The organism is Mesorhizobium sp. L-8-10, assembly GCF_016756635.1.
GTDB lineage: Bacteria > Pseudomonadota > Alphaproteobacteria > Rhizobiales > Rhizobiaceae.
Genome location: NZ_AP023263.1, coordinates 1,208,423 through 1,221,918, shown reverse-complemented (window position 1 = coordinate 1,221,918; position 13,496 = coordinate 1,208,423). Strand labels below are relative to the sequence as shown.

The 13,496-nt window shown below is 65.6% G+C and carries 16 protein-coding genes; 7 read left to right on the top strand and 9 right to left on the bottom strand.

The genetic code is table 11. The features are described from left to right. Nucleotides 1-22: 22 nt before the first annotated feature. Together trxA and JN280_RS05565 are read left to right on the top strand one after the other, a co-directional pair. The gene (trxA, locus tag JN280_RS05570) at nucleotides 23-346 is read left to right on the top strand and encodes a thioredoxin (RefSeq protein ID WP_202310585.1); all 324 of its coding nucleotides are present in this window, start codon (nucleotides 23-25) and stop codon (nucleotides 344-346) included. Nucleotides 347-722: 376 nt separating this feature from the next. Beyond that, nucleotides 723-1,004 (top strand): cupin domain-containing protein, encoded by a 282-nt coding sequence (locus tag JN280_RS05565; RefSeq protein ID WP_202310584.1) that lies wholly within the window; start codon nucleotides 723-725, stop codon nucleotides 1,002-1,004. A 276-nt stretch (nucleotides 1,005-1,280) separates the two neighbouring features. Here the strand turns inward: JN280_RS05565 and JN280_RS05560 are convergent, their stop codons facing one another. The 9 genes from JN280_RS05560 to JN280_RS05520 all read right to left on the bottom strand — a co-directional run bounded on the left by JN280_RS05560 (nucleotide 1,281) and on the right by JN280_RS05520 (nucleotide 10,263). Further along, nucleotides 1,281-2,621, bottom strand: a complete 1,341-nt coding sequence (locus JN280_RS05560; RefSeq protein WP_202310583.1) for a bifunctional folylpolyglutamate synthase/dihydrofolate synthase — start codon at nucleotides 2,619-2,621, stop codon at nucleotides 1,281-1,283. Nucleotides 2,622-2,767: 146 nt separating this feature from the next. Next, nucleotides 2,768-3,688 carry an acetyl-CoA carboxylase, carboxyltransferase subunit beta gene (gene accD, locus JN280_RS05555; RefSeq protein WP_202310582.1) on the bottom strand — a complete coding sequence of 307 codons (921 nt, stop codon included), beginning with the start codon at nucleotides 3,686-3,688 and terminating at the stop codon, nucleotides 2,768-2,770. Nucleotides 3,689-3,769: 81 nt separating this feature from the next. Continuing rightward, complete coding sequence (trpA, locus tag JN280_RS05550; protein ID WP_202310581.1) at nucleotides 3,770-4,609, bottom strand: tryptophan synthase subunit alpha; 840 nt, start codon at nucleotides 4,607-4,609, stop codon at nucleotides 3,770-3,772. Between the two features lie 2 nt (nucleotides 4,610-4,611). Further along, nucleotides 4,612-5,862 (bottom strand): tryptophan synthase subunit beta, encoded by a 1,251-nt coding sequence (gene trpB / locus JN280_RS05545; RefSeq protein WP_202310580.1) that lies wholly within the window; start codon nucleotides 5,860-5,862, stop codon nucleotides 4,612-4,614. 104 nt (nucleotides 5,863-5,966) lie between these two features. Then, a complete protein-coding gene (locus JN280_RS05540; protein ID WP_202310579.1) occupies nucleotides 5,967-6,626 on the bottom strand; it encodes a phosphoribosylanthranilate isomerase in 660 nt (219 codons plus the stop codon). Between the two features lie 168 nt (nucleotides 6,627-6,794). Beyond that, entirely contained in the window at nucleotides 6,795-7,553 is a 759-nt protein-coding gene (locus JN280_RS05535; RefSeq protein ID WP_202310577.1) for a M48 family metallopeptidase, read from the bottom strand. A gap of 115 nt (nucleotides 7,554-7,668) precedes the next feature. Next, nucleotides 7,669-8,127: a DUF2852 domain-containing protein gene (locus tag JN280_RS05530; RefSeq protein ID WP_202310576.1), complete on the bottom strand. Its 459-nt coding sequence runs from the start codon at nucleotides 8,125-8,127 to the stop codon at nucleotides 7,669-7,671. Nucleotides 8,128-8,345: 218 nt separating this feature from the next. Continuing rightward, nucleotides 8,346-9,488, bottom strand: coding sequence for a benzoate/H(+) symporter BenE family transporter (locus JN280_RS05525; RefSeq protein WP_202310575.1), 1,143 nt, complete (start codon nucleotides 9,486-9,488; stop codon nucleotides 8,346-8,348). A 1-nt stretch (nucleotide 9,489) separates the two neighbouring features. Continuing rightward, on the bottom strand, nucleotides 9,490-10,263 hold the full coding sequence (locus JN280_RS05520; protein WP_202310574.1) for an alpha/beta hydrolase: 774 nt from the start codon (nucleotides 10,261-10,263) through the stop codon (nucleotides 9,490-9,492). A gap of 188 nt (nucleotides 10,264-10,451) precedes the next feature. Between JN280_RS05520 and infC the strand changes: the two genes are divergently transcribed. From infC to JN280_RS05495, 5 genes are all read left to right on the top strand, one after another. Further along, nucleotides 10,452-10,988: a translation initiation factor IF-3 gene (gene infC / locus JN280_RS05515; protein WP_202314564.1), complete on the top strand. Its 537-nt coding sequence runs from the start codon at nucleotides 10,452-10,454 to the stop codon at nucleotides 10,986-10,988. Nucleotides 10,989-11,223: 235 nt separating this feature from the next. Then, nucleotides 11,224-11,433 (top strand): 50S ribosomal protein L35, encoded by a 210-nt coding sequence (gene rpmI, locus JN280_RS05510; RefSeq protein ID WP_202310573.1) that lies wholly within the window; start codon nucleotides 11,224-11,226, stop codon nucleotides 11,431-11,433. A gap of 34 nt (nucleotides 11,434-11,467) precedes the next feature. Next, entirely contained in the window at nucleotides 11,468-11,869 is a 402-nt protein-coding gene (gene rplT, locus JN280_RS05505; RefSeq protein ID WP_202310572.1) for a 50S ribosomal protein L20, read from the top strand. Nucleotides 11,870-11,992: 123 nt separating this feature from the next. Further along, nucleotides 11,993-13,090 (top strand): phenylalanine--tRNA ligase subunit alpha, encoded by a 1,098-nt coding sequence (pheS, locus tag JN280_RS05500; RefSeq protein ID WP_202310571.1) that lies wholly within the window; start codon nucleotides 11,993-11,995, stop codon nucleotides 13,088-13,090. Then, entirely contained in the window at nucleotides 13,087-13,494 is a 408-nt protein-coding gene (locus JN280_RS05495; protein ID WP_202310570.1) for a GFA family protein, read from the top strand. The genes pheS and JN280_RS05495 overlap by 4 nt, the downstream gene beginning before the upstream one ends. Nucleotides 13,495-13,496: the final 2 nt, after the last annotated feature.

Sequence of the window (13,496 nt, the reverse complement as noted above, 5' to 3'; positions counted from 1 at the left end):
TCCTCGCGAAAGGAATGCCAGCATGGCCACCGTCAAGACCGACAAGAACAGCTTCCAGGCCGACGTGCTCGATGCGAAGGAGCCCGTCGTCGTCGATTTCTGGGCCGAGTGGTGCGGACCCTGCAAGATGATCGCCCCGGCGCTCGAGGAGATCTCGACCGAGCTGGACGGCAAGGTGAAGGTCGCCAAGCTCAATATCGACGAGAATCCGGAGCTGGCCGCCCAGTACGGCGTGCGCTCGATTCCCACGCTGATGATCTTCAAGGGCGGCGAAGTGGCCGATATGAAGGTCGGCGCGGCGCCAAAGACGGCCCTGTCGCATTGGATCAACGGCGCCGTCGCCTGACGCGCTCCGCTCCACACCATGCACGAGCCCGGCCGTCACGCCGGGCTTTTTGCTGGTCGTATTGAACTATACCGGCGGTCGATCTCATCGACCGCCGGAGCGCGCGATTGAGCGCCGCGCGTCCACTTGGACCCGCAAAGGACCCTCTGCGACTGAGTGCCACCGCTATCCGAAGATCGTGTCCGATTCTCGGGCCGATGCGGTAGCGCGAAAGCCGGGGGGCCCGGATCGGCCGCGCCGGCGACTGAGGTAAGGGGATGCGTGAGCATCCATCTGGCCTGGACATCCAGGCCTATCGGTATGAGGCCACCTGGCACTCGTCCGGCCCGCTTTCCGCCGCTTTGCTCGGCGCAAAGTCCCCAGCCAGGAGCCCATAATGTCGACAGCGGCAAAAGCAAAGGTCCTCATCGACAATGACCGCGTGATCGTCACGGAGTACCGTTTCGCCGATGGCGCCAGTACCGGTTGGCATCGGCACGGCCACGATTATGTCGTGGTGCCGCTGATGGACGGCCGCCTGAAGCTGGTGACAAAGCAGGGCGAGACCTTCGCCGACATGAAGCAGGGCGTGCCATATTTCCGCAGCGCGGGCGTCGAGCACGACGTCGTCAACGCCAGCGGCGCCGAATACACCTTTATCGAGGTCGAGCTGAAGTAATACCAACGGTCGACAAGATCGACCGTTGGAGCGCGCGACCGCGTTGCCCACGCCCGTTGGCGCGAAAGCTACCGCATCGGCCCGAAAATCGTGCACGATTTTCGGAAAGCACGATGCGTTGGCTCAAAGTGCTGGAGCGTCCTTTGCGCGTCCAAACGGACGCGCGGCGCTCCAAGCGGCCCGGATGGGCCGCGCCGGTGACTGAGGTAAGGTGGATGCCTGAGCATCCACCTTACCTGGATGTGTCAACATCCAGGCCCCATTGGTGTAAGCCCCTCACACCGGCGGCGTGCCGTTCTGCGCCAGCACGGCCCCGACCAGGTAGAGCGAACCGCCGATGAGGATGCGCGGCGGCGTCTCCGACGGATCCCAGGTGTCGCGCAGCAGCATGAGGGCATTGGCGACCGAATTCACGGGCTCGGCCGACAGGCCGGCTTCCGCGGCGCGCGCCGCGAGCTCGGCATTGGGCACCCCGGTGTCGCTGGCACTCACCGGAACGGTGTAGACGTGGCGGGCCATGCCGTGGAAGGCGCTGAAATAGCCGGTCTGGTCCTTGGTGTTGATCATGCCCGAAATGAGGAAGAGCGGCCGGGGGAACTTCTCCTCCTGCTCCGTCAGCGCCTCGGCGATGACCAGGCCCGCGCCGGGATTGTGACCGCCGTCGATCCACACCTCGGCGCCGGTCGGAGCCAGCTCCGACAGGCGACCCTGCGGCAGCCGCTGCATGCGGCCGGGCCATTCGACCGTGACCATGGCGCGGTCGACGGCCGTATGGCTCAGCTCGAATCCCGCCGCCTTGACCGCGGCGATCGCCGCCGCCGCATTGGCGAACTGGTGGCGGCCGGCCAGCCGTGGCGGTGTCAGATCCATCAGGCCTTCCTCGTCCTGATAGATCATGCGTCTGTTCTCCTCGTAGGCGAGGAAGTCCTGTCCGTAGACCCAAAGCGGGCAGCCGTGCCGCTCGGCGGTCTCGACCAGCAGGTCCTGCGCCGCATCATATTCCTGCGCGCCGATGACGACGGGCGCGTCCGGCTTGATGATGCCGGCCTTCTCCGCCGCGATCAGTTCCACCCTGTCGCCGAGATAGGCCTGATGGTCGAGCGAGATCGGCATGATCAAGCTGACCGCCGGGTTCCTGATGACATTGGTCGCGTCGAAGCGGCCGCCCAGCCCGACCTCGATGATGGCGGCATCGGCCGGATGTTCCGCGAAGAGCAGGAAAGTGACGGCGGTCAACACTTCGAAGACGGTGATCGTCTCGCCGCTATTGGCTGCAGCCACGCGTGCGATCGCGTCGGCGAGCACGTCGTCGGCGACCAGCCTCCCGCCATCAGGCGCGCCGATGCGGTAGCGCTCATGCCAGTTCACCAGATGCGGCGAGGTGTGGACATGCACCCGCTTGCCTTCGGCCTCCAGCAGCGCCCGCGAGAAGGCCGCGGCCGAGCCCTTGCCGTTGGTGCCGGCGATATGGATCACCGGAGGTAGCCGGTCCTGCGGGTCGCCGAGCCGCCTCAACAGCCGGGTGATTCGTTCCAGCGAAAGGTCGAAACCCTTCGGGTGGAGCGCCATAAGGCGCTCTATTTCGAGATCGGCGGCGGTTGTGGCGGTCACGGTCATACCTTGCTGCGGCGTCAAAGCATGTCTCCCGAAAATGTGCGGCGGCTTCGGGAAAAAGACATGCGCTAAACCAAGAACCTGAACCTGGTCGCGTGCATCCTTCTTCATGCGACGCGCTTCAGGCGCGCCGGCCGGAGGGGCGGGCGTCAGGCGTGCGGCCGCGCTTCTGCCGATAGCACGGACGGCGGCGGCGCCTCCGCTTCGATCGCGTCGTCGTCGGGTGTCTTCAGGAGGATCTTCAGGAGCCGGGCGATCGTGTCCTTCAGGTCGAGGCGGGAGACGACCATGTCGACCATGCCGTGCTCCATCAGATATTCGGAGCGCTGGAAGCCCTCGGGCAGCTTTTCGCGGATGGTCTGCTCGATCACGCGGGGGCCGGCGAAGCCGATGAGCGCGCCAGGCTCCGCGATGTGGACGTCGCCCAGCATGGCGTAGGAAGCTGTGACGCCGCCGGTGGTCGGATTGGTGAGCACCACGACATAGGGAAGGCCCGCCTCCTTCAGCCGGTCGACGCCGACCGTGGTGCGCGGCAGCTGCATCAGCGACAGGATGCCTTCCTGCATGCGCGCGCCGCCCGAGGCGGCAAAGAGCACCAGCGGCCGCTTCTTCTCGAGCGCCACCTCGAACGCCCTGATAATGGCGTCGCCGGCGGCCATGCCGAGCGAGCCGCCCATGAAGGCGAAGTCCTGCACGGTCGCCACGATGGGCAGGCCTTCGATGGTGCCCGTGGCGTTGAGGATAGCGTCTTCCAGGCCGGTCTTGGCCTTGGCGTCCTTCAGCCGGTCGATGTAGCGTTTCTCGTCGCGGAACTTCAGCGGATCGACGGTCACCTTGGGGTTCTCGATGACCTCGTATCTGCCGTCGTCAAAGAAATATTTGAGCCGCTCCTTGGCGGCGATCTTCATGTGATGGCCGGAGGAGGGGATGACGAACTGGTTTTCCTCGAGGTCCTTGTGGAAGACCATTTCGCCGCTCTCGGGATCCTTGATCCAGAGATTTTCCGGCATCTCGCGGCGGCCCAGCATCGAATTGATCTTCGGCCGGACGAAGTTGGTGATCCAGTTCATCGCGTCATTCCTAGTTTGTCGGGGCCTAGTTTGCCGAGGCCTCATCTGCCCGGGACGGGCCGTACCAAACAGATGGGCGAACTATCGGGCCGAAGCAAGGCGGGCCGAGCGCACGCCTTGGGCGAGCCCGTTGACCAGCGTCGCCACGGCCTCGGCCGGGTCCGCCGTCTTCTCGCCCCTGGGGCCGAGCACATTGGCGACCGCATTGACGATCGCCGTGCCCACCACCACGCCGTCTGCCGATCCGCCGATGACCCGCGCCTGCTCGGCGGTCTTGACCCCGAAGCCGACGCAGACCGGCAAGTCGGTGTGGCTCTTGATGCGGTCGACCGCGTCGGCGACCTTCGTCGTGTCGGGCAGTGCGGAGCCGGTGATGCCGGTCATCGACACATAATAGACGAAACCAGAGGTGTTGCGCAGCACGGTCGGCAGGCGGCGGTCGTCGGTGGTCGGGGTCGCGAGCCTAATGAAGTTCAAGCCGGCCCTGAGGGCGGGCAGGCAGAGCTCCTCGTCCATCTCGGGCGGCAGGTCGACGACGATCAGCCCGTCGATGCCGGCTTCGAGCGCGTCGGCCACGAAGCGCTCGACCCCGTAGCTGTAGATCGGGTTGTAGTAGCCCATCATGATGACGGGCGTGTCGGCGTCGTGCTTGCGGAACTCGCGGGCGAGCTGCAGCGTCCTGGCCAGCGTCTGCCCGCCCTTCAGCGCCCGCAGCCCCGCCGCCTGGATCGCCGGGCCGTCGGCCATCGGGTCGGAGAACGGCATGCCGAGCTCGATCACGTCGCTGCCGGCCCCGGGCAGCGCCTTCATGATCGACAGCGAGGTGTCGTAGTCGGGGTCGCCCCCCATGAAATAGGTGACCAGCGCCGGGCGGCCCTCGGCCTTGAGCTTTGCGAAGCGGCGGTCGATGCGGGTCGTCATGATCAGATCTCCATGCCCATCATCTGGGCCACCGTATGCACGTCCTTGTCGCCGCGGCCCGACAAATTGACGATGACGATCCGGTCCTTGTCCATGGCGGGCGCGAGCTTGACCGCATGGGCGATGGCATGGGCCGATTCCAGCGCCGGGATGATGCCTTCGACCTTGGTGGTCAGCTGGAAGGCGTCGAGCGCCTCGTCGTCGAGGATGGGCACATAGTCGACGCGGCCGCTGTCGCGCAGCCAGGCATGCTCGGGCCCGACGCCGGGATAGTCGAGGCCGGCCGAGATCGAATGGCCGTCGAGGATCTGGCCGTCGTCGTTCTGCAGCAGATAGGTGCGGTTGCCGTGCAGCACGCCCGGCCGCCCGGCATTCATCGAGGCGCAGTGCTCGATGCCGTCGAGACCGCGGCCGCCGGCCTCGACGCCGACGATCCTGACGCCGCGGTCGTCGAGGAAGGGATGGAAGATGCCGATGGCGTTGGAGCCGCCGCCGACGGCGGCGATGACGACGTCGGGCAGGCGGCCCTCCTGCTCGAGGATCTGGGCCCGCGCCTCGGTGCCGATCACCGACTGGAAGTCGCGCACCAGCTCCGGATAGGGATGCGGCCCGGCGGCGGTGCCGATCAGATAATAGGTGTCCTCGACATTGGTCACCCAGTCGCGCAGCGCCTCGTTCATGGCGTCCTTCAGCGTGCCGTGGCCGGCCGACACCGGCCGCACCTCGGCGCCCAAAAGCTTCATGCGGAAGACGTTGGGTTTTTGCCGCTCGACGTCGGTGGCGCCCATATAGACCACGCAAGGATAGCCGAAGCGGGCGGCGACCGTGGCCGAGGCGACGCCGTGCTGGCCCGCACCCGTCTCGGCGATGATGCGCTTCTTGCCCATGCGCTTGGCCAGGAGGATCTGGCCGAGGCAGTTGTTGATCTTGTGCGAGCCGGTGTGGTTCAGGTCCTCGCGCTTGAAATAGACCTTGGCGCCACCCCCGCGGCCCTTGGCCGCGGACACCTCGCGCAGATGGCGGGTCAGCCCCTCGGCGAAATAGAGCTTCGAGGGCCGGCCGGCATAAAACGTCGACAGCGCCTGCAGCTCGGCGCGGAAGGCCGGGTCGTCCCTGGCTTCGTTCCAGTGCCGTTCGAGGTCGAGGATCAGCGGCATCAGCGTCTCGGCCACGAAGCGGCCGCCGAAGATGCCGAACATGCCCTGCTCGTCGGGGCCGGTGCGGAAGGAATTCGGATCTAAGGGCTTGTTCATCGTTCTGTCCTGTGCTGCCCGGGGCAGTTCAATCTCTCATCCCGGCAAGGTTCCGGCGGCCGCGGGCGTGCGCGAGGGGAAAGGAGACGACCTCCCGCGCGGCTTCATACGGCGCTCTTCTCCTGCGCGGTCCGAACGGCCCGGAAGAATTCCGTGATCAGCCCCACATCCTTGACGCCCGGAGCGCTTTCCACACCGGAGGAGATATCGATTCCGGGCGGCTTGGCGAGACGGAGCGCGTCGCCGATATTGGCGGCGTTGAGCCCACCCGAAAGCATGTAATCGACTTCAGCGTCAAGGCCGGCGAGCAGGCGCCAGTCGAACGAAACACCGTTGCCGCCGGGCAATTCCGATCCCGCCGGCGGCTTGGCATCGAACAGGAAGCGGTCGGCGATACCGGCGAAGGCTCGTGGTTTCCGCAGATCATCGGGCGTGCTGATGGAAAAGGCCTTCATGACGGGCAGGCGATAGCGTGCCTTCACGGCCGCCGCCCGTTCGGGCGTCTCCTTGCCGTGAAGCTGCAGCATGTCGGGCGCCATGGTGGCCACGATCGCGTCGAGCGCGGCATCGTCGGCGTCGACGGTCACGGCAACGGCTTTCGCCCTGCCGCTGGCCGCCTGCCGCAGCCGTCCCGCCTCTTCGGGCGCGATGTTGCGCGGGCTCTTGGGGAAGAAGATGAAGCCGACATGCGAAGCGCCGGCGGCAAGCGCCGCTTGCAGCGTTTCGTCGGTCTTGAGGCCGCAGATCTTGACGTCGATGGACATGGCGTTGGCAGTGGCACGAAAAGCCGGCGAAGTCGAGGAAAAGAGGGAATGAGCGAATAGCGAATAGTGAGTAGCGAATAGGGGAGCCGCGTGAGAGGTTGCTTAGCCGGCCCTGTCAGCCAATCCTCTTCTTCCCCTATTCGCTATTGGCTACTCGCTATTCGCTCATCACTCGAACTGTATCGCATGCAGCGCGCCGCCATTGCGTTTCAGCCAGTCCCGGCAGCGCTCGGTGTCGGGACAGAGTTCCTTGCAGAGCTTCCAGAACTTCGGCCCGTGGTTCATCTCCTTGAGATGCGCGACCTCATGGGCGACGAGATAGTCGATGACGGGTGCGGGTGCCATCATGATGCGCCAGGAGAAGGAGAGCGTGCCGTCCGAGGTGCACGAGCCCCAGCGGCTCGAGGTGTCACGGAAGCGCACCGCCTTGGCCCGCTTGCCGATGGTTGTCGTGTGCTTCGCGACCAGCGCCTCGATATCGCGCTTGGCCTCGCGCTTCAGGAAATCGGCCAGCCGCCGCGGCAGATGCCGGCGGTCGCCATGGACGACGAGCAGCGGTCCCGTCTCGTCGCGGTCGATGCTGACGCTGCCGCGCGTGCCGGGTTCGTGCACGATGCGGTGCGCCACGCCGCGCAGCGGGATCTTGATGCCGGGACGCACCTGCGGCCGGTCAGGCACCTTGGCCAAGCGCTGTTCCAGCCAGCCCTGGTGGCGGTCGAGGAAACGTTCGACGTCGCGGGCGGCGACGCCGGGCGGAATGGTGATCCGAAGGCCCCGGCCGCCGCTGTCGATACGCAGCGTCAGGCGGCGGGCGCGGTCGTTCTCGACGATCCTGAGCGGCAGCGTGCGGCCGGCGACCTCATGCATCCGTTCTTGCACGGGCACGGGCCTCGGCGTCTGCAGGCGTTTCAGGAATGCGAAGGGCATGGGTGGAGAAAACACTGATTCGTGGTGTCAGGCGAGGGTGGAATGCCGGTGCGTATTCTCCCGATGAAAAACGGCGCCGTTGCCGGCGCCGATTCTGCCGTTGATGGATCCTGTCTCAGACTTCGTCGAGCAGGCCCGACGAAGAACCCTTGCGCTTGCCCGTGTTCTGGGTGGGCGCGGGCGTCGTCTTCGAGCGATTGGCCATGAAGCGGTCGAACTCTTCCTGGTCCTTGGCGCGGCGCAGCTCGCGCATATATTCGTCGAACTCGTTCAGCGTCTCGTCGAGCTTGCGGCGCTCTTCGGCGAGACGCTCGAGTTCCTTCTCGCGCCAGTCGTCGAAGGCCACGTTGCCGGTGCGGCCATAGCTGCGATGATGGCCGTGGCGCCCGCGGCAGCCGGCGAAAATGCCGTCCGTGGCGCGGTTTACGTCGCGCTTGAAGCCGTCGAGCCGGTCGCCCCAGATGATATAGGCGAGCATGGCGAGGCCGAGCGGCCAGAACACCATGAAGCCGATCACCATCAGCGCGATGGTCGCCGGCGTCCACGCCGGACGGATCAGTGCAGTCGTGTTCATCTTCTCCCGTTCCTTCCGTTGGGGGCAACCGATTCCGGCTGCTCCACTCGACATGGGAAGGGAAAAATGGCGATTCAAGATGGTTTTGGGCAAAACCCGACAAGCAGTCGCGATATCGGGAGCAACCTGAGCGCTGACAGAATTGCTGCTGCAGCTCTATCCATTTGCTGCAGCATCGGATTTTCCTCGAAGCCGATGCCACGCTCGAGCCAGATACGCTAGCGTTTTCTGAAGGCGTCGAGGGCGAGCACGGCCAGCCCTGCGACCAGGCCCCAGAAGGCTGCGCCGACGCCGAATAGGGCGAGGCCCGAAGCGGTGACGGCGAAGGCGGTGGTCGCCGCCATGCGCTGCCGCTCGTCGCCGAGCGCGATCGACAGCGCATTGGCGAGCGGCGCCATCAAGGCGAGGCCGGCGACCAGCACGATCAGGTGTTGCGGAAGCACCGCCAGGATCGCCACGAGCGATGCACCGAATATGGCGAAGACCAGATAGGCGAGAGCGTAGAAGGGACCCGTCTTCCAGCGTTCGGCGGGGTCCGGATGCGCGTCGGGGCCGGTGCAGATCGCGGCCGAGATCGCGGCGAGATTGCTGGTCAGCGCGCCGAACGGTGCCGATAGCAGCGACAAGAGCCCGGTGACGCCGATCAGCGGCCCCGCGTCCGGATGGTAGCCGGCTGCGCGCAGCACGGCGAGGCCGGAAAGGTTCTGCGACGCCATGGTGACGAGATAGAGCGGGATCGCGAGGCCGACCGTCGCTCCGACCGAGAATTCGGGCATGGTCAAGGTCAGCGTCGAGAGTTCCGGGGCGGGCAGGCCGCCGATGCGGCCGGTCAGGAAGGCGGCCGCCCCGCCGCCGACCAGCACCGCGAGCACCGATAGCGCGGGATTGAACAGGCGGATCACGAAGAAGGCGGCAATGAGCGGCAGGATCAGCCAGGGGTCGCCGGGCACGGTCTTCGCGGCATTGATGGCAAAGCTCACAAGGATGCCGCCGAGCATGCCCGACGCCACCGAGGGAGGAATGCGCGAGACCAGCTTGGTCAGCGGCCGGAACAGGCCCGTGGCGACCAGGAGAAGCGCTGCCACGATGAAGGCGCCGACGGCGTCGGCCATGGTGAAGCCGCTCGACGCCGCGACGAGCGCGGCGCCCGGGGTCGACCAGGCGCTGATGATGGGCATCCTGGTGCGCCAGGAGAGCCACCCCGTCTCCACCGCCATGGCCAGGCAGATCGCCGTCACCCCGCTCGCAGTCTGGGCCTGTGTCGCACCCACCGCGTCGGCTGCGGCGACGACCACGGCGAGCGTGCCGCCGAAGCCGACGATCGCGGCGACGAAGGCCGAGACGGGGATCGATGCGCGCACTTCAGGCTGCCTGTTCGACCATCGCCGCGACCGTCTTGACGAGGAGGTCGAGATCCTGAGGCCGCGACAGGCGGTGGTCGCCGCCCGGAATCAGCGACAGCGTCACATCGTCGGCCGGCAGCAGCCCGACCAGCTTCAGCGCATGCCGATGCGGGACATCGGGGTCGGCGAGACCTTGCAGGATGTGGACATGGCAATGCGTGTCGATCGGCCCGGTCATGACCCGGTTGGCCGCGCCGTCCTCGAACAGCGCGCGGGTGTAGATATTGGGCTCCGGCGAATATTCCGACGGCTCCTCGAAATAGCCGCGCTCGGCGAGCGAGCGCCGGTGCTCGGCCGTCAGTTGCGGCTCCATCAGCTCGCTCGTGAAGTCGGGCGCCGGCGCGAGCAGCACCATCCCGCCGACACGGTCGCCCTCGCCGGCCTTTCCGAGCTCGGCCGTCATGCGCAGCGCGATCCACGCCCCCATGGACGAGCCGACCAGCACCTGTGGGCCGGTCGTGAAGCGGCGGAAAACGGCGAGGCTCTCGTCGAGCCATCGCGAGATCGTGCCGTCCCGGAACGAACCGCCCGACGTGCCGTGGCCCGAATAGTCGTGGCGCAGATAGGCGTGGCCGGTCTCGGCAGCCCACTGGTCGAGCCTTTCGGCCTTGGTGCCGACCATGTCGGAGCGGAAGCCGCCAAGCCAGACCGCGCCCGCCGGGCGGCCGGGACGATGGCGCACCTCGATCCGGTTGCCGGCCACCTCGATGCAGGTCTTCAGTTCTTTCGTCATCATGCCCTCTCGGTCGATACGCCTTTTGGCATAGGCGGCATCGCGCGGAAAGAGCCGGGCGACGTTGCGGTCCCGCGTGCGGTTTCGGGTGATTTATTCTGTTTGCTGTGCTATTGACTTGCGCCGCGCCCGCACGACATAGGCGCGACCGACACAATTTTCGTCAACGGCTCAAGGAGACCACGACCATTCGCAGGCCATTCAAAGCCGCGGCGCCTACCAAGGACGGCCCGCGCGCAAACAGGGACATCCGGGTTCCCCGGGTTCAGCTCATCGACGAGACCGGCAACAATCGCGGCGATGTTTCGATCAACGAAGCACTGCTGGCGGCCGAAGAGGCAGGGCTCGACCTTGTCGAGATCTCTCCGAACGCAACGCCGCCCGTCGTCAAGATCCTCGATCTCGGCAAGCTGAAATACGCCAACCAGAAGAAGGCGGCCGAGGCGCGCAAGAACCAGAAGGTCATCGAGATCAAGGAGATCAAGATGCGCCCCAACATCGACACGCATGACTATGACGTGAAGATGAAGGCGGTCCGCCGGTTCTTCGAGGAAGGCGACAAGGTCAAGCTGACGCTGCGCTTCCGGGGCCGGGAGATGGCGCATATGGAGCTCGGCATGCAGCTCCTGAACAAGGTCCGTGAAGAGGTCGCCACGATCGCCAAGGTCGAGGCCGAGCCGAAGCTCGAGGGCCGCCAGATGATGATGGTGCTGGCCCCCCGCTGAGCGGATCTCATGGCGGCTTCCACACCGGACGCCGGCCTCCGTGGCCGGGCGTCCGATGTGTCTTGGCAAGGCAGTTGCGCTTTCGCAGACTCGCCGCTATAAGGCCGCGTTCCAAAAAAGCCGCCCGGCAGGGCATGCCGTGGCGGTTTCTCTTGCTTTCCGGACTTTGGTCGGTCCGGAAACAACAACAAGGGGTGGTCGCCGAAGGCGCCGGACCCGTCGAAGGAGTAGCAAAATGCCCAAGATGAAGACCAAATCGGCTGCCAAGAAGCGGTTCAAGATCACCGCCAACGGCAACGTCAAGGCGCAGGCCGCCGGCAAGCGCCATGGCATGATCAAGCGCACCAACAAGTTCATTCGCGATGCCCGCGGCACGATGGTTCTGGCCGAGCCGGATGCCAGGAAGGTCATCAAGAATTTTCTTCCCAACGGCGGCGGCCTCTGAGCCCTGCCTGGACAGCGTTTAAGGAGATCATGACATGGCACGCGTCAAAAGAGGCGTAACCGCCCACGCCAAGCACAAGAAGGTCCTGAAAGCCGCCAAGGGTTTCTACGGCCGCCGCAAGAACACGATCCGCATCGCCAAGCAGGCGGTGGAGCGGTCGAAGCAGTATGCCTATCGCGACCGCAAGAACCGCAAGCGTTCGTTCCGCGCCCTTTGGATCCAGCGCATCAACGCCGCCGTCCATGAGCAGGGGCTGACCTATGGCCGCTTCATCGACGGACTGAACAAGGCCGGCATCCAGATCGACCGCAAGGTCCTGTCCGACATGGCGATCCATGAGCCGCAGGCTTTCGCCGTCCTGGTCGCCAAGGCCAAGGTCGCGCTCGAATATCTCAAGAACACCACCCCGAATGCTTTTGAAAGCGCTGTCGCCTAAGACCAGCGCTTCCCAAGCTTTCGAAATTCTGATTTGGGAAACCCGCGCTGGCAGGGCCGGCGCGGGTTTTTCTTTGACCGGTCACCGGTGCGGTGACGACGCAGGAACGAAGTGGGTTTGATCGTGAACGACGCAAGCACCAATCTGAACGCGCTTGAAGATGCGCTGGTCGCCGACATTGCAGCGGCGTCGGACGAGCAGGCGATCGAGGCCGTGCGGGTTTCTGCGCTCGGCAAGAAGGGCTCGATCTCGGAGCTTCTGAAGACGCTGGGCGCGATGAGCCCCGAGGAGCGCCAGGTCAAGGGCCCGGCCATCAACGGTCTCAAGAACCGCGTCGCCGAGGCGCTCTCGGCCCGCAGGGCGGAACTGAAGGATGTCGCGATTGCCGCACGGCTCGCGGCGGAGAAGGTCGACGTTACCCTGCCGGTGCGCCAGTCGCCGGGCGAGCGGGGCCGCATCCATCCGATCAGCCAGGTCATCGACGAGATCGCGGCGATCTTCGGCGATCTTGGCTTCGCCATCGCCGAAGGCCCTGACATCGAGACCGACTATTACAATTTCACCGCGCTGAACTTCCCCGAGGGCCATCCGGCGCGCGAGATGCACGACACCTTCTTCTTCCAGCCGGACGAGAAGGGCGAGCGCAAGGTCCTGCGCACCCACACCTCGCCGGTCCAGATCCGCACCATGGAAGCGCAGAAGCCGCCGATCCGCATCGTCATCCCGGGCAAGACCTACCGGCAGGATTCGGACGCCACCCATTCGCCGATGTTTCATCAGGTCGAAGGGCTGGTGATCGACAAGACGGCCAATGTCGCCAATATGAAGTGGGTGCTTGAAGAGTTCTGCAAGGCCTTCTTCGAAGTACCGTCGGTGAAGATGCGGTTCCGGCCGAGCTTCTTCCCCTTCACCGAGCCGAGCCTCGAGGTCGATATCCAGTGCGACCGTTCGCGGCCGGGCGAGGTGCGCTTCGGCGAGGGTTCCGACTGGATGGAGATCCTCGGCTGCGGCATGGTCCATCCCAACGTGCTGCGTTACGGCGGCCTCGATCCCGACGAGTATCAGGGCTTCGCCTGGGGCATGGGCATCGACCGCATCGCCATGCTGAAATACGGCATGCCCGATCTGCGCGCCTTCTTCGACGCGGATGTGCGCTGGCTGTCGCATTACGGCTTCCGGCCGCTCGACATGCCGACCTTGTTCGGAGGCCTCAGTACATGACGGCGCTGCATTCCGGCGGTTGCCGCTGCGGTGGCGTGCGGTTCGAGACTTCGGCCGACCCCAACCACATCAGCTATTGCCACTGCACTGACTGCCGCAAGGCGTCGGGCGCGCCGGTCTCTGCCTTCGTCGGCTTCATGGCGGATGCCGTGGTCATCGCCGGCGATACTTTGCGCCGCTACACCAACGGACCGGTGACGCGCAGCTTCTGCGGCACCTGCGGCTCGCCGATCGCCTATACCGACAAACGGCTCGCCGACCGCATCTACTTCATGCTGGGTGTCATGGACATGGCCGCCTACTACAAGCCGACGCAGCATGCCTGGGTGCGCGAGCAACTCCCCTTCGTGCATATGCCCGACGGACTGCCCAGGCATCTGTCGACCAGCGTGCCGAGGCCGTAGCA